At 34.1% G+C, this 21146-nt stretch carries 24 protein-coding genes and 3 pseudogenes; 10 read left to right on the top strand and 17 right to left on the bottom strand.

Annotation, left to right across the window (positions count from 1 at the left end; genetic code table 11):
* Positions 1–262: 262 nt before the first annotated feature.
* Positions 263–414: pseudogene (locus tag UP17_RS28670) on the bottom strand (IS110 family transposase); the annotation flags it as partial.
* Positions 415–1178: 764 nt separating this feature from the next.
* Here UP17_RS28670 and UP17_RS08675 point away from each other — a divergent pair.
* The gene (locus tag UP17_RS08675) at positions 1179–1358 is read left to right on the top strand and encodes a hypothetical protein (protein WP_061462550.1); all 180 of its coding nucleotides are present in this window, start codon (positions 1179–1181) and stop codon (positions 1356–1358) included.
* 361 nt (positions 1359–1719) lie between these two features.
* On the opposite strand, the gene UP17_RS08670 is transcribed toward UP17_RS08675, so the two are convergent.
* Positions 1720–2028, bottom strand: coding sequence for a DUF3139 domain-containing protein (locus UP17_RS08670; protein ID WP_061462549.1), 309 nt, complete (start codon positions 2026–2028; stop codon positions 1720–1722).
* Between the two features lie 61 nt (positions 2029–2089).
* Here UP17_RS08670 and UP17_RS08665 point away from each other — a divergent pair, with 61 nt between their 5' ends.
* The 3 genes from UP17_RS08665 (at position 2090) to UP17_RS26250 (ending at position 4738) form a co-directional block, all read left to right on the top strand.
* Positions 2090–2479, top strand: a complete 390-nt coding sequence (locus tag UP17_RS08665) for a hypothetical protein (protein WP_061462548.1) — start codon at positions 2090–2092, stop codon at positions 2477–2479.
* Positions 2480–2593: 114 nt separating this feature from the next.
* Positions 2594–2827, top strand: a complete 234-nt coding sequence (locus UP17_RS08660) for a hypothetical protein (RefSeq protein ID WP_061462547.1) — start codon at positions 2594–2596, stop codon at positions 2825–2827.
* Between the two features lie 337 nt (positions 2828–3164).
* A protein-coding gene (locus tag UP17_RS26250) for an IS3 family transposase (RefSeq protein WP_155727228.1) occupies positions 3165–4738 on the top strand; the annotation gives its coding sequence in 2 pieces (ribosomal slippage) (positions 3165–3807 and positions 3807–4738; 1575 coding nt in all).
* Positions 4739–4862: 124 nt separating this feature from the next.
* On the opposite strand, the gene UP17_RS08645 is transcribed toward UP17_RS26250, so the two are convergent.
* From UP17_RS08645 to UP17_RS28235, 5 genes are all read right to left on the bottom strand, one after another.
* Positions 4863–6206 carry an FAD-binding oxidoreductase gene (locus UP17_RS08645; protein ID WP_061462546.1) on the bottom strand — a complete coding sequence of 448 codons (1344 nt, stop codon included), beginning with the start codon at positions 6204–6206 and terminating at the stop codon, positions 4863–4865.
* Between the two features lie 150 nt (positions 6207–6356).
* Complete coding sequence (locus tag UP17_RS28240; RefSeq protein WP_167555975.1) at positions 6357–6494, bottom strand: hypothetical protein; 138 nt, start codon at positions 6492–6494, stop codon at positions 6357–6359.
* A 127-nt stretch (positions 6495–6621) separates the two neighbouring features.
* A complete protein-coding gene (locus tag UP17_RS08640; protein WP_155727273.1) occupies positions 6622–6798 on the bottom strand; it encodes a hypothetical protein in 177 nt (58 codons plus the stop codon).
* 510 nt (positions 6799–7308) lie between these two features.
* On the bottom strand, positions 7309–7539 hold the full coding sequence (locus UP17_RS08635; protein WP_061462544.1) for a hypothetical protein: 231 nt from the start codon (positions 7537–7539) through the stop codon (positions 7309–7311).
* Positions 7540–7565: 26 nt separating this feature from the next.
* The gene (locus UP17_RS28235; RefSeq protein WP_167555974.1) at positions 7566–7721 is read right to left on the bottom strand and encodes a hypothetical protein; all 156 of its coding nucleotides are present in this window, start codon (positions 7719–7721) and stop codon (positions 7566–7568) included.
* 39 nt (positions 7722–7760) lie between these two features.
* Between UP17_RS28235 and UP17_RS29485 the strand changes: the two are divergent.
* Positions 7761–7880, top strand: a pseudogene (locus tag UP17_RS29485) (IS3 family transposase); the annotation flags it as partial.
* 113 nt (positions 7881–7993) lie between these two features.
* On the opposite strand, the gene UP17_RS08630 reads toward UP17_RS29485, so the two are convergent.
* Complete coding sequence (locus tag UP17_RS08630) at positions 7994–8398, bottom strand: DUF1259 domain-containing protein (protein ID WP_061462543.1); 405 nt, start codon at positions 8396–8398, stop codon at positions 7994–7996.
* A gap of 1676 nt (positions 8399–10074) precedes the next feature.
* Between UP17_RS08630 and UP17_RS08620 the strand changes: the two genes are divergently transcribed.
* Entirely contained in the window at positions 10075–10356 is a 282-nt protein-coding gene (locus tag UP17_RS08620) for a hypothetical protein (RefSeq protein WP_061462541.1), read from the top strand.
* Between the two features lie 783 nt (positions 10357–11139).
* On the opposite strand, the gene UP17_RS28460 is transcribed toward UP17_RS08620, so the two are convergent.
* Positions 11140–11379 carry a hypothetical protein gene (locus UP17_RS28460; RefSeq protein WP_061462540.1) on the bottom strand — a complete coding sequence of 80 codons (240 nt, stop codon included), beginning with the start codon at positions 11377–11379 and terminating at the stop codon, positions 11140–11142.
* 217 nt (positions 11380–11596) lie between these two features.
* Here UP17_RS28460 and UP17_RS08610 point away from each other — a divergent pair, with 217 nt between their 5' ends.
* Positions 11597–12223: a hypothetical protein gene (locus UP17_RS08610; protein ID WP_061466032.1), complete on the top strand. Its 627-nt coding sequence runs from the start codon at positions 11597–11599 to the stop codon at positions 12221–12223.
* Positions 12224–12385: 162 nt separating this feature from the next.
* Here the strand turns inward: UP17_RS08610 and UP17_RS08605 are convergent.
* Positions 12386–13536 (bottom strand): IS3 family transposase gene (locus UP17_RS08605; RefSeq protein ID WP_434218677.1). Its coding sequence is split into 2 segments (ribosomal slippage): positions 12386–13287 and positions 13287–13536, totalling 1152 coding nucleotides; the frame shifts between segments, so codons are not numbered across the junction.
* Positions 13537–13625: 89 nt separating this feature from the next.
* Positions 13626–13775: a hypothetical protein gene (locus tag UP17_RS27420; protein ID WP_155727272.1), complete on the bottom strand. Its 150-nt coding sequence runs from the start codon at positions 13773–13775 to the stop codon at positions 13626–13628.
* Between the two features lie 59 nt (positions 13776–13834).
* Here UP17_RS27420 and UP17_RS08595 point away from each other — a divergent pair, with 59 nt between their 5' ends.
* Positions 13835–14047: a hypothetical protein gene (locus UP17_RS08595; RefSeq protein WP_061462539.1), complete on the top strand. Its 213-nt coding sequence runs from the start codon at positions 13835–13837 to the stop codon at positions 14045–14047.
* Positions 14048–14697: 650 nt separating this feature from the next.
* On the opposite strand, the gene UP17_RS08590 is transcribed toward UP17_RS08595, so the two are convergent.
* The 5 genes and pseudogenes from UP17_RS08590 to UP17_RS08565 all read right to left on the bottom strand — a co-directional run bounded on the left by UP17_RS08590 (position 14698) and on the right by UP17_RS08565 (position 19129).
* Positions 14698–15471 carry a TraX family protein gene (locus tag UP17_RS08590; protein ID WP_061462538.1) on the bottom strand — a complete coding sequence of 258 codons (774 nt, stop codon included), beginning with the start codon at positions 15469–15471 and terminating at the stop codon, positions 14698–14700.
* 72 nt (positions 15472–15543) lie between these two features.
* Positions 15544–15996: a hypothetical protein gene (locus tag UP17_RS08585; protein WP_061462537.1), complete on the bottom strand. Its 453-nt coding sequence runs from the start codon at positions 15994–15996 to the stop codon at positions 15544–15546.
* A gap of 146 nt (positions 15997–16142) precedes the next feature.
* Positions 16143–16865: pseudogene (locus UP17_RS08580) on the bottom strand (ETX/MTX2 family pore-forming toxin).
* A gap of 1129 nt (positions 16866–17994) precedes the next feature.
* Positions 17995–18618, bottom strand: coding sequence for a hypothetical protein (locus UP17_RS08570; protein ID WP_061462534.1), 624 nt, complete (start codon positions 18616–18618; stop codon positions 17995–17997).
* A gap of 286 nt (positions 18619–18904) precedes the next feature.
* Complete coding sequence (locus UP17_RS08565; RefSeq protein WP_061462533.1) at positions 18905–19129, bottom strand: hypothetical protein; 225 nt, start codon at positions 19127–19129, stop codon at positions 18905–18907.
* A 155-nt stretch (positions 19130–19284) separates the two neighbouring features.
* Between UP17_RS08565 and UP17_RS08560 the strand changes: the two genes are divergently transcribed.
* Complete coding sequence (locus UP17_RS08560) at positions 19285–19497, top strand: hypothetical protein (protein ID WP_061462532.1); 213 nt, start codon at positions 19285–19287, stop codon at positions 19495–19497.
* Positions 19498–19503: 6 nt separating this feature from the next.
* Positions 19504–19749 (top strand): hypothetical protein, encoded by a 246-nt coding sequence (locus UP17_RS08555; RefSeq protein ID WP_061462531.1) that lies wholly within the window; start codon positions 19504–19506, stop codon positions 19747–19749.
* Between the two features lie 63 nt (positions 19750–19812).
* Here UP17_RS08555 and UP17_RS26240 read toward each other — a convergent pair.
* Positions 19813–21146 (bottom strand): IS3 family transposase gene (locus UP17_RS26240; RefSeq protein ID WP_155727271.1). Its coding sequence is split into 2 segments (ribosomal slippage): positions 19813–20774 and positions 20774–21146, totalling 1335 coding nucleotides; the frame shifts between segments, so codons are not numbered across the junction.

The following is a 21146-nucleotide window of genomic DNA, read 5'->3' as shown; positions in this document are numbered from 1 at the left end:
TTTTTTCCATTTAATCTGTTTATTTTCACAAAAGCACCTTATATTATATGGGATTTCAGCTCTTATTAAACTCCCTCAGTTTGGTACGAATATCTCTCGAATGCTCACTTGTTCGCAGGATTTCATAACCCTTGTAATTGGGTTTCCGGGTAATTGAAATGCGATCAGATCTTTTTGGCTTCGTGAAGGCATAGTTAAATAAAGGAGTCAGTTTTCACTCCACATTTGACCACATGATGCACATCTCCACGCCGTCCCTGGCACTTTTCGATTGAGTATTGTCACGATTCTCATTATTCCTTTTTACTAAGTGGGGATTCACAGTAACTACCTCGTGTTTTGTTTAACCAGCCATTTTGATAGGTTAATCCAGTAATGTCCTGTAGGTTCCATACCCACTATTATGGAATCTAAGTTTTTTAGTTTTTGTAAGTTTTAAATCCAATTGGGCAAATTTAAACCCAAAATCTTGGCGGTGGTGGAACTCGTGGTGTTAAGCCAATGGGAGTTAGTTACAGGCAGCTCCAGAAATCAGTTGCACCCTGGATGATACCCATGGCACAGGGTTGCGCGCTGGAAAATCAATTCAAACAACAGCATATGTCTATGCTCACGTGTCAAAGAAACTCGAGGAAAAAGTGTGACCAATGCTTTGAAACTACTAATACATTTACATATATTGTTCGCATTCCCATAGGTGAACTTGTGTGCGGAACAAATCTTCGACTTTCGTTTTTTTCAAAAAGATACATAAAGGCTTATTTAACAAGGTTTTCTATAACCTGTATACAAATTCTTTTTAGGTTATTTCACCTTTTTATTTTTATTTGGTGGTCAGAATGTGGTCATTTTTTCATAGCGAATTTATGTTAATATATGGATTGATTGCATTTTTAGAGAGGAGTGTTTTGAATGACAAAACGAAGTACTGGTGAGAGGTAAATTGCATAAGAAAAAACATTTTATTCTTTTACTGCCGGCATTGATTATAGGAATAATTTTAATAATATATCAATATCATCATTCAAATGAATTTAAACCTTATGTACTTTTAGTACCCTTGGTCTTCTGGCTGTTCTATTATAGTTGGATATATATTGAAAAGAGGCAAATGAAGAAGTAAGGACATAACTAACATGTGTCCATGAAACTATACTAACTCCAGGAGGTATTTAGGGTTGAACATAAATATCAAGGTCCACTTACATTCAAGAGAAACTAATTTCTTGCAGAGTGGAAGCTCCCCTATCTTAGACTCAGACTTTAAAAAAGATCCAGATTGGACAGCTGCCGTTGCCGCATATGAATGGATTCAGCAGATTAAAAAAGCTACGCAGCTAGTGAGGATTTCCGAATAGATCAGGTGCTTTATAATGAAGATATTGATATTACGGAGTTAGTTAAGAAGGTTAGACCTAAAATTTAAGACCTTTTTAAAACAAAAACATGCCTCTCTCAAAAAAACGAGAAGGGCTTTTCCTTATCGATGAAATAACAACAAGAACCTTTTAACTTACTTTTCTAATTGTTATATAGATACTTAGAATTAGTATTATGGAAGTTAAACTACATTCTAATGTTGTATGGAAAAACTTAAGATGTGAAAAGAGACAATGTTTTACAAATCATTCTGTAGGCAGAATCTTCAAATGAAAAATTGCATCCTCCAATTGTTAGTTAATGCCTTACAATTGGAGGATGCAATATGGATTCCTTTATCTATTTCACACGGAAGACTTCCTTTTTTTCTTTGTCTCTTATATATGAATATTCAACCTTTTCATTAGGTCTATCTTTGAAAATAACATATGCACTGTAAGCATTCTTTGGTTTCTCTAACCAACTGTAATAAGGTTCAATAGATATTATGTCTTCATCCTTATTTCCTTCAGTATTAACTACATTATTATATACGGCTTCCTCTGTTTCGTTCAATACAGTTTTATCACCCTTTAGGGAGTTATAAATAAAAATTCCTCCCAAGACTAAAATTACAATTATCACAAAAAAATATATTTTTCCCCTCATTTTTTTCCTAAATCCTTTCTTTTTGTTTATTATATTACAGTAACATCATGAATTACAATAAATGGAAGATACAGTTTTTAGTAAATTTAAGTTTTTTATAGTTTCAATGTTTTCGATATTATTTGTATTATCTTTCTTTCATCAGTCTGCTTCCGCTTCTGACGAAAATTTCATATTTTCACTGGAGGAGTTTCAGTCATTACAAAATACTGGGGTAATGTATAATGATTTGACGTACGAAGAATATTTCGAATTATTATCTGAAGAAAATTCCCAACAAGAAACTCTTATTAAAGACGAAGTAGATATTTTAACTCCAGACTCTGACATTGAAGAATTAGAGGATTATGGATTAACTACGACTAAAGATAATAAAGCCTTAACTTCTATAGAAGATAATATATTGGAAGGCAATATTGTTTCCAACATGACCCAAACAAGCCCACTGTAAAGAACAACATTCGCAACAGCAGCAACATCATCTACTTATTATTATCCTGGTTCTAAAATAAAAACGAAAGCTGGTGATCTATTAATCACTAATAGCTCATCAAATAGTGGTTTTGTGGGTAATGCAGGGATTGTAGTTTCAAGCACAAACTTTGTTTCTATTAAAAATGAAAAATCTCATCCTAAAAATCTTAGTCTTAGTACTTGGTTTAAATGGTATGATAATACAAAAATAATTCGAATTAATGATTCCGATAAAGCAAAAAAAGCAGCAAATTGGGCGATCAAATATGCAAAAGACTATCCGAATGCTAATAAACTTACAGGATTTGATTCAACATATGGATAAAAGAGATGGCTCTAAGCCAAAAACGAAATATGAGACAGTCTCCTTTTATATTCCTTTTCACAATAAAAACCACCCTAATTGAAGTGAACTCAAAAAGTTAGACACTTTATTTAATTAGGCAGCCTTGAGGGCATGAACCCGGTAATCTACTGGGCTCATGCCTTTTAATTTCACCTTTCCCAATATCTCACCTCCTTTTTAAAAAGGCTTTGTTAATCCATAAATGCTGATTTTCGAATAAAAAGAGAACAAAAACTGCACCTCATTTGTGATACGCTCCCCAATAAGTAGACAGATTAAAAAATAAAATCTGTTTGCCTATTGGGGAGGTTTTTTTATGAGAAAATATAGCTTTTCAAAAGAAGAAAAATTAGAGATTCTAAATTTCTATGAAAATAGCCAATTCACTCTTAATGAGGTGGCCGAGTTGTATAAAGTTGATTCTAGAACGATCAAAGATTGGCAAAATAATTACTTGTTTTTTGGAGAGGATAGTCTTAATAGAAGTGAGAATCATAATACATATCCGAAAGGATTAAAGCTAGCAGCTGTTCAAGACTATATTTCAGGAAGTTATTCATTAAGAGAAACCGTTAGAAAATATAGACTTTCCGGTACATCCGTTTTGCGAAATTGGATTAAAAAGTATACTAGTCATAGTGAATTAAAAGATTCGGGTAAAGGAATGAGCCAAACTATGACTAAAGGTAGAAAAACAACAGTACAAGAGCGCATTGAAATAGCACAAGCTTGTATTGCCAACGATAAAAGTTATCAAGTAACAGCTGAACAATATGCGGTTTCTTACCAACAAATATATCAATGGGTAAAAAAATTCGAAAAATACGGGGAATTAGGCTTACAAGATCGCCGTGGACGTACAAAGTTAGAAGAAGAGTTAAGCACTGAAGACAAGTTTCGTTTAGAAATTCAACGCATGGAACGTGAAAATGAACGATTACGTGCAGAAAATCTCTTCTTAAAAAAGTTAGAGGAAATCGAAAGGAGGCGTCGTTAAGTAAAAGTTGTATACATAACCGTTATATTGCCATTCAAGAATTAGCAGCGAAGGAAGCACTGCCAATCATTTTATTATGTGAAATTGCCGATGTTGCACGTGCTGCTTATTATAAGTGGTTGAACCGTCAGCCATCAGCACGGGAAATCGAGAATGAACAGCTTCTAGAATCAATTCAGTACCTTTATACACAAGTAGATGGGATTTATGGATATCGTCGCATCACACTTACAATCAATCGTCAGCGTGAAAAAGTAGATTTACCGAAGGTAAATAAAAAACGTATTTATCGTTTGATGAAAATGTGTCGATTAAAATCGGTGATTCGTCGAAAACGAAAAAAATATCGTAAATCGAATCCAGATTATGTAGCAGAAAACATACTCAGTCGCAAGTTCAAAGCAGACCAACCGAATCAAAAATGGTGTACAGATGTCACGGAGTTTAAATATGGGAATGGCAAAAAGGCTTATTTAAGCGCCATTATTGATTTATACGATAATTCGATTGTGAGTTATGTATTAGGGCATTCGAATAACAATAAACTTGTATTTCAAACGATGACACCAGCCATACAAAAATTAAAAGAGGATGAGCATCCACTTATTCATAGCGATCGTGGTTATCAATATACTTCAAAACTTTTCAAACGGATGATAGATGATGCCGAGATGGTACATAGTATGTCTAGAGTGGGACGTTGTATTGATAACGGACCAATCGAGGCTTTTTGGGGTACGCTCAAATGCGAAAAATACTATTTAAATAAATATGATACATATGAAGCGCTAAAAATAGCAATTGTAGGATACATTTCGTTTTATAATTCAGAGCGCTATCAAGAAAAATTAGACGGCTTGAGCCCCTTGGAATTTAGGGATCAAGCCGTGTAAAGCATTTTTATTATTTCCACTGTCTACTTGACAGGGAGCACTTCATTGTTAGATGGTGTCTAACAAATGAGGTGCAGTTCAAGACGCAGGGATTTTATCTTGTTTTACACAACGAATAAACTATTTAAAAAGATGGTGGTATGCTCTGTGGAAAATGAAATAAATTTTTGGGATCATATTTCGCCTTTACTTTTTGAAGCCTTGCAAAGTTTGAGCCGTAATATGCTTCTCCAAAATTTTCAATATTTTGGTCTGGAACATTAACATATGAACCGGTTACATATGGTTTTATCAGCTGACGTACTCTTTCAACTGATGCAAGATTCATAGCTTCTTGTGATTTATTTTCCCAACTAGCAGTCCATTCCACATAAAACAATGGATCACGCCAAAAGAAGGCTGTTTTGTTGCTAGGTACCCTGCTTAAAGCACCACCCCAATTTATAAAAAAGAAATTGGATTCTGTCCCAGTGGCTTCTTCCAAAAATTGTCTCATGATGAAAATGGGTCTTTCCGTCCAAAGATTAAGTCCCCAAGCCGAGGAGAATTTAACATTCTGATCAGATCTACCAGGGATTGGTTCGTCAGGGTCTAAGAAATCTATAGCGTCTGGATAGGATAATGTTTCTATAACTATTTGTGTCGGGGTTCCAACATTTGTTAAAGGTTCCAATAATTTAATCAGCTCATTTTTTGAACCCTGGAAAATTCCTTCTGCATGACACAAACCATTTACTTTGCTGAAAATCTCAAGTATGCACCCTAATCGTTCGTCAACAAACGGCGCCCATTTTTGCCAAGCTTTAAATACCGTTTCCAATTGTTCCCACGGCCAAATGATATTGAAGACGGTTGCAGTTTTAGGGGCACGACGAACTTTAAACGTGTATTCGGTATTATATCCAAAATTACCTCCTCCTCCGCCTCTAGAAGCCCAAAATAAATCCTTATTTAAGTCCTTATTTGCTTGAATAATCCTGCCTTTTGCATCCACCGTTTTCAGTGCGAGGAGGTTATCACTTATAAGACCAATCGATCGTGAGAGCACTCCAAATCCACCGCCCATCGTAATTCCTCCGATGCCAACGGTTGGACTGTCTCCAAACGGAGCCATAAAACCTTTTCGAGCTAATCCTTTTACAAGCGGGCCTACGTGAATTCCTGTTTGGACGGTTGCAATTGCCTTTTTTTTATTTAAGTGAACTTTTTGCATGTCACTTACATCAATAACAATTCCTCCCTTTACTACTGAGAGGTTCTTATCAAGAGCATGTCGACCACTTCTAACACGCACGGGTACATTATTCTTACGAGCCCATTTAATGGCATTACTTACATCGAGGGTATTTTGTGCAAAAACAAAGACAAGAGGCAAAGTATCAACATAAGGGTTCCAATTCTTAATGGCTTCTTTATAGCCAGGGTCTCCTTTGAAAATTACTCGTCCTGTTAACTCTCTAGATCCCATGTATTCCACTCCCGTTGCATAATTTTGAAGATTATAAATTGTATGAATTGAGAGTTAATACTATGAAGAAAAATTCAGAGATTGGAATTTCCTTCTTCCACTAACCTGCCCCGTTTGTGCCATAAGAGAAAACTGTTAGTTAAAGAACATTTATTTCTTATCTCTAATTTCTTCTAAAATTTCTATTACACGATTGTTTTGTTTTTCTATATTCTTTAATCTTTTTTCAATAATACTTGAAGAAAAAAATACAATAAGTATAAGAGCTATCCCAACAAATAATTCCATATTTCTCCTCCGATGAATTCAGTTTATGTTTAAGAGTATAATTTCTTTAGTTTTCCAGATCCATTATGCAACTAACCTACCCCGAAAGTTCAACAAGATAATTAACAACATCCTTTTACGGAGCCTATTAATATTCTATATCACCCACTAAAAAGTCCACATCATCAACTAGTATTTGATCAGCTTGCCACAGAGCGCAGACAAAAGCTGAAAATCCATCTGTCTTTCTCCTAACTTCATCTTTTTTGACAAAGTCTTTACTTCCACCATTTTTAACTTTTACAAAAATGTTATTTGTGTTCACCTCATGGATTATCTCCAAAAATAATACGTTTTTAGGCAAACTGGATTTCAATTCTAGGAGCAAGTTTTGCATAGATTGCATGAGGGTTTTGTATATATAAAACTTTGAACCCCGCTTCTTCTAATGCTTGTTTTTACAATATCCAGACGGAACGTATCTCCAACAATAGTATTTAGCCCGTATTTCTCTCTCATTTCACAAAAGTAATTGACCATATAACTGATATCAATAACGGGTTCATCCAATAATGTAATCAACCCATCCTCTTCCCACTCAAATATTGGAGGTTTTAATTTTGCTTCTTTGATAAAATCACGTCTTGCAAACTGATGGCTTTCCCATATATAATTTTCACCATCCTTAAATAAAACACCGCATGCTGTAAAGTCTTTTATGAATGAGAAATCAATTGCACCTAAACATGTTTTATTTTCTAGTCGATCATATGGAATAGGCTTATTAGTCGCTTGGATATCTTCCCAGGATTGCTACCTTAACCATATTATCTTCTTAAGGAAGATTCATCCTTTTGGCCGTGAATTCAGGTAGTCCGGATGGGTCACCTTCCAGATCCAAATATTCATCCATAATTGTGTCGAACAGTTCTTCAGCATATGGGCTCCTTGGCTGACTAAACATAGGATTTGCCATGAAAGCAACATTAATTAATTTAGAGGCCTGGTTAAATAAATCTAAAGTCCTAACTCTTCGAATCTTTAGGAACTCACCTTTCTTACCCAAAATAAAAACACCGCGGGAAACGGTGTTTAACTAGGATCGTTCTCATCAAAAGACAAAGTAGTTACTTCCGTGTAATCGCCTTTGTCAATCTCTTCTTTAGTAGCATCTCTTTTCAATTCATCTTCTGTATTAATTCCTTCTGCAATTGTAGGTTCAACAGATGAGCGATTTTCTTTTTTCATTAGCACACTCCTTTCAAAGTTATAGTGCCCAGGCATTATTCATTCAATCCTCCATCAGTAAAAAGTTATATGATCTATTACAACCATTATCGAGGACAATGGAACCTAAAAAGGATGCCTCCTGAAAAATACAGACAGCATCTCCTTCAAGTTGCCTAGCTTTTTTTAAAATGTCCTTTATAAAGGGTACACTTCAAACGGTCTTTTGAATCTAGAACGAAACACCTGTTGCAAATTAACTTATATCATCTACTGATTAAATTTTTTTCAACTTAATCTCTTAAGACTTTGAATGCTTCTCGAATTTTCCGAGCAAATTCCAGTGGTGGTTCGATTGATTCAAAATGCATATACATGGCTCTAGGATTTTCAAACAACCAGTGATTATGAACTGCTGTTACAATAATATCCCTTTTTCTTAATTCTGTTAACAATGGATTTACCTCTTCTTGGAGTAGTACTGTTTCCCCTAGATTTAGTGCATTTCCTTTACTATCTAAATTCTCAAAGCTGAAAAATTGAGGGTTTACTAACGGTGAATTAGTTCTCCTTCCAAGTATTCTAAAGGGGATGTCTCTAAATCTTTGAACTAAACATACTCCATTCATTAAACTTGCATCACCGTCAAGAATCCTTGCAAATTCACTACATAACTCCCTTTTCGAGTCCCTACCCATAATATTCTTCTCCTTATAATAAAACCATTTGTTTTTTAGAACATGGTATTATGGTTTGCTGGTGAATTATTTAAGATTGGGCAAATTTAAACCAAAAAATATAGGCGATGGCGGAACTCGTGGTGTTAATCCAATGGGGGTAGTTACAGGCTGCTCCAGAAATTAGTTGCGCCCTGAATGCTACCCATGACACAGGGTTGCGCGCTACAAAATCAATTCAAACAACAGCAGCTGTCTATGCTCACGGTCAAAGAAAACTCGAAGAAAAAAGTGTTGATGGATATTTAAAATATATGGATTATGCCTCAACATAGTATGACAAGTGGTCAATCAATTTGTTCACTCTAATATCATTAAAATAAAAAAAAGCCTTGGTAACTGAGAAACTCAGTAATACCAAGGCTTTGAAACTATTAATACATTGACATATATTGTTCGCGTTCCCATGGGTGAACTTGTGTGCGGAACATATCTTCGACTTTCGTTTTTTTTTAGATAGATACATAAAGGCTTATTTAACAGGGTTTTCTATAACCTGTATGCAAATTTCTTTTAGGTTATTTCACCTTTTTACTTTTAGTTGGTGGTCAGAATAAAACAGTTGAAGAACTTTGGACGATTAGTAAAATAGAAAGCCCACCTGACTATAGTAGATCGAATTAGGAATACAGCTTAAGATTTGACTTTTTCGTGTTCAAAAAATTCAATCAATTCAATATAATGTCTAGTGTATTTGTTATGTACAGATATATAGAGTACCTTCCCTAACAGGAATATATGTTATATTTACCATTAATCTCATTTCTTAATTATGGGTTATATGGAATTAATAGTGATTTTCAAAAGAAATCAAAAGACCATTTTTTACGAAAAAGATAATAATTCATACTTATGAAATACATAGAAGGAGAGATTTTGTGTTCAAGTTTGTAAAAATATTTTTTGTTGTACTTCTTTATTGGTATGTTGTCCGGTACCAAAAAAGTTACCCGGCGGATTTTGTATTTTATTTGGCCAGTATATTGTTTTTTTTATCAATTATTTTTAGTTTGTTTTATAAAAATAAGCATAGGGTGAACATTTTCTTAATCAGTGCACTATCAAGCCTTTCAATGATTTTTGCACTATACGCTCATTTTTTAATTGGAATTCTAACATTTTTCACTTTTTCTTTAATTCTATTTTTTTACTGTTATGTATTTATTTCCTTTAAAATAGATCAATAGTATTTTAGTCTAAGACACATTACCTAACTAAATAAACATAAAAAGGGATATTTTAAAAAAAAGATGAAAATAACATTAATTTTAATGAGCTTTATCCTACTTTTAGGAAGTCTAGCATTCTTTATTCCGAGTAACACAGCATTAGCAATCTCTGTTCAACAATTATACCTGAAGATGATATGGAGATTATTACGGATACTGAAGAAAAATCTGAGTACATGTTGACAATCTTGGGTGTTCAAACACGGTATATAGAAACAACGGAAACAATTACACACAAAAGTTTATAATGAAGACAACCACGAACTTATACAAGACTTTTCAACAACTCTTACTAACGATAAAATAGTAGATCAAGATGTAATTCTTTTCGAAGAAATACCAGAACCTGAAACACAGGAAGAAGTCAGTGGTTTTTATCCATTTACTTCTACAAGTGGTAACAAATCAATGATTACAGTATTGAACATTAGTTACACTAAGAATTTCACTACTGGTATAGGTACTGCTCGTTATCTAAAGGAACCAAATAAAACTGCTAAATTAGCGAGTTCTAAACCTTTTAACACATATGCAAATAATGTGGATTCTATTAGAGGTACTGAGAATGGAACCAGGGTTGGTTGGATTATTTCTGCATTTAGTGGTAGTTCATTAGTAGCAGGGAAAGTAATTTCTTGGGCAACAGCGAAAAAAGCATTGGCAAATTGCAGGACCAGTGGCTGTCGTTAGTAATACTTGGGCATTATCTCACTGTTTCTATTATAATAAACTTGAAAAAAGTTGGTCGACTTTAAAAAATAAAAAAAACCGACTGTTGTTTGTGAACTGTATGATCAAAAGTAGACAGCTTAATTAAAGATTCAAGGCTGCTATAAGATGACTTCGGCAATGTAATCCGGGGTCATCTTTTTTTAAGCTCCGATTAATTATTTCCTCATAATAGTCCTTAATTACCGTAGCATCATGAAAGGCATTATGTTTCACTCCATCTCTTCCAGCAAGTCTTCACGAATAATATCAGTATCAATTCCCTTTACCTTAAACAAGGTACAAATATCAAATCCATCCCTTCACTAATGAGAAGGGATTATCCTTACAGGTGTGAGATACTTTACGGTTTCAATTTCACCTTCCTTCACTTCTTTTACCAATTCGATCATGTTACGTTTTAAATTTGCCATTTCAAAACATCCCTTCATTTTTTAAGTTAGTCTTTGATAAACATGATGTTGTTTTTGAACAAATAAAAAAAACACTTATTATTGTGGACTTCTTTAGTGCACACAATGGAACTAAAGCACCCGGTATGAAGAAGGTTTTTAACCTCTCCCTCAATTTTCCAATTTCTTCAATCATTAATTTCGGATAACTCTATAGGTCAAAGCTTTCTGAGTCTACATCAGAATTGATTTGTAAAACAGCAAACCGCCTATATTTAGTAGAGATAAGCTCTTTAAAAACTAAAATACATAAACTATGAAGAATAAATAAAAAAGAAGGTGAATTTAATGCCTAATGGACAATCACATTCCTCATTTGTACCTTGGGAACAGTGGCATCAGCACCATCCTCACAATACTTGGGAACAGTGGCATCAACAACATCCTTACGTACCTTGGCAGCAGTGGCATCAGCACTACCCTCATGGTTCTTGGCAACAGTGGCACCAACAACATCCTTACGTACCTTGGCAACAGTGGCATCAGCACCATCCTCATGGTTCTTGGCAACAGTGGCACCAAATGTATCCAAATAGAGCGTGGTAAATTAGGTGAAATCTCGAGGTGAATCAAAACAAAAGGGAAAAAGAAAGAACCAAAAGATAAAATACTAGCCTTAAAGGCTAAAAGGTTGCCATCAAGGCAACAATGTCCAAGCTAGCTTATTCCTTTTCTAAATAGTATTAAAAAAAGGAGATGAGAAAGTGAGTAAAAATAAGGATAGCTCTTCACGCAAGGATGAAGTGAAAGTGAGTAAAAATGAGCATAGCTCTTTACGCAAAGATGAAGCAAAAATAGGATCGGCACACCAAGAGTGTATTGACCGTGCTTATCGTATTCCCATATTTTTAAGTACGACAACTCATTTAAATGATAACCAACAACAGTTTCTAAACCGTCTAATTTTTGAGATTGAGAATGCTTTGCTTTTTCCACGTACATTACCTTTAAGCGAAAGTTATCCCGAATCCATTTTAACCGATATTCGTCGGTTAGTTTCATCAAGCTATGGAATGTTGGCAGTAAACCTCCGTCGTTTTCAAATTAAGACAGTTGGCGTCAATGAGGGACCCCTTCCACCATCCACTCCGTTCTGGGAAGGATCAGTTTATTCACAAGTAGAACCTTCAATGGCTTTTCAATTTGGTCTACCCTTATTATTAGTAAGGGAAGAAGATACTGACGCAAATAATGGAATTTGGGCAGGAGGAATTGCCCCACTCAACCTATTTATAGTTTGGCATTCTGAAACTCAAACTGTAGATCAATTCTTTAGCACTCCTGAATGGAGATCAGCCTTTGCAAATTGGAGTGCACAAGTAAGAAATGCTTTTTATATTCAGACAGAGCCTAAGTTCAAGTACAGTTGTGAATGATAATCTGATACTTTTGCATCAAGTCGAAAATATACAAGGTTTTGTTCACCTTTATATATTTTCGACTTATTCACATAAAAAACAAATATTTTCATTTGGTTACCAATTACAAAATTGAACCCTGGATTTGAGTCAATATTTTGGACACAAAAAAGTTAAATCTTAAGCTGCATTTCTAATTTGGTCTTCAATGGCTTGTGGAGTTTTATATCCTAAGCTGCTGTGAATTCTTTTTCGGTTATACCAACCTTCAATAAATTGGAATATCGCTAATTTAGCTGTTTGGTAATCTAGATACTGGACGTGGTTGACTTCTTCCTTTTTTAATATCGCATGAAAGGATTCAATACAGGCATTATCGTACGGGCAACCTTTCTGACTAAAGGATTGCTTAATATGATGATTCTGAGTATGTTGAGTGAACTCACTGCTTGTATATTGTGAGCCAAGATCCGTATGAAGAACTAAGCCCTCCGAGGGCTTTTGTGAAGAGTGAGCGTTATCGAAAGCTTTTATGACCAGTTCTGTCGTCATAGAACGTGAAAAGGAATACCCTACTATTTTCTTTGAATGAAGATCCAATACAGAAGCTAAATAACACCATCCGTCTTTTAACGTGTGGATATACGTAATATCAGCTACCCATTTCTCATTAATGGTCTGGGTGGTAAAGTCTCGTTTAAGCAAATTATCTAACTGAATAACTTTTTCTTTAGATGGATAAGGACGGTATTTTTTCTTCGTGATAGAACGAATACTCGCCTTGCTCATTAAGCGTTGAACACGCTTTAGACTGAGGGAAAATCCTTTGGTTAATAGGATTTGATGTATCTTAGGAGCACCATACCGTCCCTTGCTTTCTAGGTAAATGAGATTAATTTTATTCGTTAGTTCTTTGTTTTCCTGTTCGCGATTGGATACTACAAGTTGAAGAGACTGATAATGGCTGCTTCTTGGGATTTCTAATACTTCACACATTCTCTGTACAGGGTATAGATTCCTATTTTCCTCGATAAATTCGGTAAGATCTGTCTCGGTTATTTTTTCGCGAATATGGCCATAGCCTTTTTTAAGATTTCAACTTCCTGCTTTAACCGAAGGTTTTCCTTCTGTATGGCGGCTAATTCCTTCGGAGTCATAGACTCTTCCCCTAAACCGATAGGGGTAAATTCTTTAACCCATTTATAAATAGTTACGTCTGATACACCATATTCGCCACTTAATTCTCTTACTGAATTACCCGAGTGATAAAGATCTACAATAGTCTTCTTGAATTCATTATTATATTTTTTACCTGTATTCTTACGTTCCAAAACGGACACATCCTCTCAAAAATCATTGTAAGGACTTAACTAAAATGTGTCCATGAAACTATACTAACTCCACCCAAAAACAAAAAGATTTACTTCATTAAAAAAACAGCCTTTAATGAAAGTAATTCACCAGTTGAAAGAAGTGTCAAGGACAGTGAATATTCAGGCAGGTGTTCCAGTAGGGACTGGTAAAGACGGGAAAATCGTTGAAGCTCTTCAGTTAGCTTAGAAGATGACATAACATATCACCCTACCGAAGATAATGACTTTAATCCTCAATTTAGTGGTCAACGAGCATATGGGAACCGATATTAAAGACGATAAAATTGTTATCCTTACACTTTCCGGTAGTGAAAACCTCACTGCTAAGATGACAGCCAATGGATTATTAGAAGATAGCAATCAAGTATTTCAAAGTTTGTTTGAAAATGCAGACGTAGAAGAAACTGCTCTATTTTGGCAACTCCCTATTACGGATTCAATAGGAAACACATCAGATAAAAATGTCTAAAAATTACACTAACTCGAAATTCATTTGAAGATATAAACTGGGAAGATTTCGATTATCATAATTATGAGTTTGTTACAGATGATTATATTGAAATGGTCCAGTTTCCAAAATAGTATTAACTTCTTCAAAATATATCTCAGAATGTAGGAATAAAACTATGAACATTATAATAAAAGTTTACTTACATACCAAAGAAACTAATTTCTTAAAGAGTTGAAGTTTCTCAATTCTAAATTCAGATTTCAAGAAAGATCCTGATTGGACATCCACAGTTGCTGCATATGTGTATGGATACAGCAGATTAATAGGGAAATGGGTTCTAGTATGGATTTCCGTATAAAACCAAGTGATTTTTAACGAAGACAATGACATTACTGAGTTGGTTAAGAAGGTAGACCTAATTAAAACAAAAAACAGACCCCTCTCACACGAGAAGGGCTTTGAGCTTAAAAAGTATCCTAGAGGATTAACACCATAATATGATAGTATCCATTCAATTACTTTTTAGCCTCCTTTTACTTTTAGAAGGGGTCGCACCATGGGTAGCAACAACAAAACGTGAATATCATACGTTTTCAAGACCTAAATTATAAAATTCCTTAAAAATAAAGAATAGTTTCTAATTAGCTAAAATTTTATCTATAAACATTTTAACGGAGATTTATCCCGATCAAAAAAAGAATTATAATATGAATAGGATAGAAGAAATAAAAGAAATATTTTAATCCAGTACCTTTTTTCCCATTGTAGAGTAATAATAGTAGTAGTGCAGAAATCATCATCCATTGGTAATCACTAAACGGAAATAAATGATTTATAATACCGTCCTTGACTACTCCCCATTTAGCGTAAGCAGTAAAGATAATCAAGTGAAAAATGATATATACAATAGTAATTCCTACTTTACTTCTACACAAATAAAGTAGAATACCCAGCAATACAAAGAAAATACCACCCTCAACAAAGAATATATTTCCTAATATTGCTCCATAAAATAAATGGTCTGCTTGAAAATTAATCACTATAATCTCTGAAAAGAGCACACATAAGATAGTACTAATCAGTTGCCATAAAATAAAGTACACATATAGTTTTACCTGCCTTTTATCCAATAAATAAATTACTAGAACAATTACAAATAAAGTTGCAAAGAAATTGTTTGTAATAATGACCCCTGTATGGCTATAGGCAATGTTAATTCCTAAATTAATAAAGGCCATACCAACTCCTGAAAAATACAAACGTAACATGTATTTCTTTCTGTTAGATGTATGTTTGTATCCTAAAACAACACAATATATGAAAATTGGGATAGCCAACCTCCCAATCCATCTAAAATATTCTGGAGTATCAGGGATGAATTGCCCGGTATGATCAATAAACATAGAAACTAATGCAATTAGTTTAAGTAGTGTAGTAGTCATTTGAATACTCCCCATTTACTAAAAGCATCAATAAAAAACACTTCTAGTCTTTCAGGTTTTTATAATATGTATTTATTCTACATATCCGCTAAAATTACTTGGAGCTACAAATTTAATGTAGTATAGTCCACTTTTATCTAAACCAGATGGAAATGCAGTTAATGTTTCTCCAGATTTCAAAGTTTCAGAATATACAGCGAAAATACTTGTGTTTTTATATACTTTTAAGGCTAAAGTCGCAGAATGGTTATTCTTTACAGAAAGCTTAACTTGAGATTTCCCTGTAAAATACTTATTTGTGTATAAATTTGATCCTTGAGCAGAACCGGAAAATGTCATTCTTCCGCTCTTTACTAAATTATGAGAGGAAGATGGAGTACTAGTTCCAAAAACAGTAATTCCCCCGCCTTCATTAACAGGTGTTACACCAATACTTTCTCCTTCTTCCGCAAACGCAACAGTACTACTAAACATTAAAACTACTAACAGAATTGATAAGAAACCTAGTTTTGAAATTTTCTTCATTTCAAAAACCCCCTATTTTTATTTTGAAAATGAAACCTAAATAACCCTATTTTTACCATTATTTTAAGTTATTTAAATATAATACAATTAACTTGCAATTTCTTTTCTATTAAATAGGTACTCTCCTAGAAAATTGGAACAGCATCTTAATTTTCTGCTGTTTTAACCTCTGGCTTAACTGTATATGTGTAATCTTCACCCGTATATCTTCCTTTTTTATCAATTGGTCTTACAGTTACCGAATATTCTGTACCGAGTTCTGCTTCATAAGTACCTTTGCCGATTAAGTTTATCGTATTATCTGAGTTTACGGATAAATTTGGAAGTTCCTCGAAATTTTTTGCATACTTAACCATACTAGCTATAGAGCCGCTATGTACATAAGCTTTACCAACCTTTTCACCAGGTAAAGGGTCATAACAATGATTCCAACCTGCAATATTTCCTGACATTTTAGTTAAGAGATTGACTTTTCCTGTAGCCTTACTTCTATTTAACATTACAATTACTTCAACAGAAAAATGGGGTTTAACTGGAATCGTTTGTGAAGGAATTGAATAAGTCTTACTATCTGTTTTTGTTTCACTACTCGTAGTAGAAAAATTATATTCTAGAGAGACTTCTTGCGATAATTCCCCTATTGGTAAAAATATCTTTCCAGTTGTTTTCTCTCCAATTTTAAATCAATGTGTAGTAGAAGTAGTAACAGAATCTGTAATCGTTCTTGAGAAACTATCTGTTTTTAAATCTATTTTTTCATCAAGTTCGTTGTTTAAAATTGCGTGTCCTACAAATACATCTCCTACATCAGTAAAGTTAGGGGGACCGTCTGGGGATACTGCATTACTATGAAACTCAATATCCTTCATAAAATAAGTAGCATCGCCGACCGAATATGAATATTTTCGCTGACTATCTAAATGCTTTCCATAAACTAGTTCAGCTTCAGTCAAAGGGGTTTTCCAGTCTTGTATTGCTTTTGCTTCACCCATAAATTTTTCATTAGTTGAATTTTAACAGGTTGAGCAGCACCTGTTAATTCTGGAGAGGCTGTCGCAAATGTCACTCAAATAGATGCGATTGTACTAAGAGCTAAAATTTTTCTTCCTAATTTTTTTTTATTACTTTTCATATGACCAGCACTCCCTTTAAATGGTTTTTTCGACTCTATAAAACATACTTTCTATAAAATGTATTCGCAAATATTGTATCGGAAATTTTGATGTGTTATTTAGTTGGTTTTATGAGATTATACTGATAATTTGATATTCTTTAAAATTTTCCGATATCCTTTACATCCTTTTTTAAGGGGCCTGTCCCAAAGCTGTAATTAAGCAATTGAAGAAATAGTGAAAGGCAGAAAACGTTGATTTAACAACATTTCTGCCTCTTCAATTTTGCTTTATTTTTACTTTAAAAAGGACATATGAGACTCAACCCCTTTTACTTATTTCACACGTAATTTTTGGCCGATATAAATTTTTTCGATATTTTTTAAACCTTTCATTTTATAAAAATAAAAAAAGCCTTGGTAACTGAGAAACTCAGTAATACCAAGGCTTTGAAACTATTAATACATTGACATATATTGTTCGCGTTCCCATGGGTGAACTTGTGTGCGGAACATATCTTCGACTTTGTTTTTTTTCAAAAAGATACATAAAGGCTTATTTAACAAGGTTTTCTATAACCTGTATACAAATTTCTTTTAGGTTATTTCACCTTTTTATTTTTATTTGGTGGTCAGAATGTGGTCATTTTTTCATACTAATACATTCATTCTTTTTCATCTATAATGAAAATCAGTACCTACTTTGACAGTTGCAATCAAAATAGTAGCGCATTAGATAAAACATTTGATGAATTTTGGACGATTAGTAAAATGAGAAAGCTCACCTACTATTTAGGTGATCTCAGTTTGTCGACAAACTGAAAGCTCTTACTAAATAATATTAGTAAGAGCTTTGTTTTTTTGCAACATCTAATATCCATATTTAATTATAAATATTTCCAATCGTAATCCCAATCTTGAAAAACATTTACGTAAGCATATTTATATGTATTTGTAGCCATACCATTTACATATTGTCTTTGTTTCACTTTATATTGATAATAAAAAGGTCTATAGATTATTAATTTTTTCTTACCTTTTTCAACGGGAATTGTATAACTAGTACCATAAGATTTTGAGTCCCCAATCGTAGTAGACAAAGATTTTGCAATCTTACCTTTTCCAATAGGGTAATCCCCAGATATCGTATTTGTAAAAGAACGGTTAATAGTTTTTGAACTATTAATGTTGAGTGTAGCTGGACCTCTACCACTTGGTCCATCTCTAAAACCTTTGTGACCTGAACCATAGAGTGTTTTACTAACTATTTTATAAGTTATATTCGTAGGACCAAAACGTGGTGTTGGTATAGAAGAATCCACAGGATCATCTTCTACAACGGGATACTCAGTGTCATCTATTGAAAGATCAACTTTAGGAGCTTCATTGAAATCAGTGATTATTGGAAAATCCTCGATTTCTTCCGAATCATTGGTTTCAGCAAAAGTACTAACAGAGAAACTAAATACAAGTCCTAGGACTAAAAGACTAAAAAATAACTTTTTTAACATGGTAATTTAAATACTCCCCTTTTTTCTGTAAAATATATTATATAGCTATTTTAATTTACACTAATTTTACCATTTTTACCATATCTATTATTAAATTGGTAAAAACATAGAAAGGAACTTTAAATATGGAAAAAGTAAACGGAACAATCTATTTGATATTAAGTTTGGTTTCCTTGTACACATTCGGACTATTTTTATTTATAAATAGAATCGTTTTCAACATAGAAAATCCTGACTTTGTTTACGAACAAGAAGGAGCCACTAGATTATGGTTCGAACATACCCCTCAGATTTTAACCATTGTAACCTTTACACCGTTAGTAATAGGATTTGTTTTAATGGCAATTTTTTTATGGACTTCAAAAAAGATAGTAAAATAAATATGAAAAAAAGATGGAAAAGGTCCTTTTCCATCTTTTTTAGTTGCTTTTTCTCTTTTGTGCTTCCTTAGCTTCCAGGAAAAATTTTTTGTTCCTTTTGGTTCTTTAATAGTTTCCTGATGAGAAGACACAGACCGAATCAACCAGGAAAGAAGAAATAGAAGAAACAGTTAACAGCATTATAGATAAGAACTATAGCCACACAAATAGCGAAATGGAAGTTAACGAAAACTTAGGCCTAAATGATGGGAGTTATATAGTTTTACCATATTTGAAATGGGACGCTATGAACAATGCAAAGAGGACTAAAAATTTAATTGAAATGTATAGTGAGGATTTAGCTGCTAATCTCGCCAAAGAGGACGATATCAGTGAGGTGACGATTTTCTGGGAAGTACCTTATCATTTAGAAGGTCAAAATATAGCGAAATTCACTTATAAAAGAAAAGGTGAGAATATGATCATTGGCGAAAGTTGGTATGATCTATCTCTAAGGTAGGTAAGTATGAACATTAATATCAAAGTATACTTACACACCAAGGGAACTAATTTCTTTCAGAGTGGAAGCTTCCAGGTAATAAATTCAGATTTTAAAAAGGATCCTGATTGGATAGCAGCCATTGCCGCATATGAATGGATTCAGCAAATTAAAATTAACTTTGCAGCAAGTGAGGATTTTCGTATAGATCAGGTAACTTATAACGCAGATATTGATATTACGGAGTTAGTTAAAAATGTTATGCCTAATTAAAACAAAAAACAAGTCCCTCTCACTTGAACTGTGCCCCATTTTACGGACAGTATAAAAAAGTGCCTAAGCAGCTAATAAATGGTCCCGGTATTGTACCGGGGCCATTTTCCTTAGCCCCCATTGATAACGATGTTCATTATATTCTTCAATAACTCGATCAATTTCTTCCTTCACATCCGTTAAATTAGTACATGTTTTATATTCTGCCAAATCCTTAAAGTGGCCAAAGAAACTTTCCATTGGCGCATTATCCCAACAGTTTCCCTTGCGGGACATGGATTGGGTTATCCCAAGTTCCTTCACTTTGCGTTGAAATAGCGGATGGGTGTAATGGAACCCCTGGTCAGAATGAAGGATTGCACTCGGATGGAACTCGTGACACACAGCCTGCTTTAGCTTATTTAAAGTCTCGTAAACGATATCCATTTCTAATGAAGTAGATAAATGGTACGTAACGATTTCTTTTGTGGCGGCATCTTTTACGCAGGATAAATACGCTTTTTGGCCTTTCCCATAATAAAGATAGGTAATGTCAGTAAGCAGGACCTTCCCTGGCACCTCCTGATTGAATTCACGATTAAGGAGGTTTGGACAAGTAAGGTGCTCCTTGGTTGCCTTGGCCATCTTCCGATACGGGTTGGCCCTTCTGATTTTCGCTAGGAGATTATATTTTGTCATCAACCGTCTGATTTTCTTATGATTCATGACGGCCGAGTAGTCATTCTCCATAATCATTTTGATTTGGAGGGCGCCTACTTTTTCCTTTTTACTGATGAAAATATTTCTGATCAATTCTATGTCCAATTCATCCTGTTCTTCACGAAGCTCACGGTAAGGAGCTGCCTTTAACCAATCATAGTAGCCACTTCGACTTACACCAGCCAATTTGCATAGATAAGAAACAGCCTTCTTTAATTGGTGTATTCTGATCGTCCTTTCAATCAGATAGAACTTCTCAGCAGCAGTTAGAATCATTTCTTTTTCAGAGCCTGCCTTTCTAGCTCTTCCAGCTTTTTTAGGAAGTCATTTTCTGCTTCAAGGAATTTGATTCTCGCCTCGGCCTTCCTAAGTTGATCTTCTACAGACTGTGGCTTGGAAGTGGGGCGTCCTGTACTTCCTTTTCCACGGCGTTCCGTAAGGAAGCCTTCCTCACCAAACCTTTCAAAGGTACTACGCCAGCGCTGTAGACAACGTTTGGGTTGTTTCTTTCCAATTATTTCGAGATTAATTCCCTGGTCAATGAAAATTTGAGAGGGGGCTTTCCCCTTTTTATATTCCTTAACAGCTTTTGTTTTAAATTCCGGACTATAGGAAATAGATCGCTCGGAAGCACTAATGATATTTGGATTCTTTTCAAGTTCTTTAATCTGAAATTCAGTATATATATTCTTACTCAT

The organism is Peribacillus simplex (assembly GCF_001578185.1).
Lineage (GTDB): Bacteria > Bacillota > Bacilli > Bacillales > DSM-1321 > Peribacillus > Peribacillus simplex_A.
The sequence above is the reverse complement of the archived record's forward strand: the minus strand, read 5'-3'. Positions and strand labels throughout refer to the sequence as shown.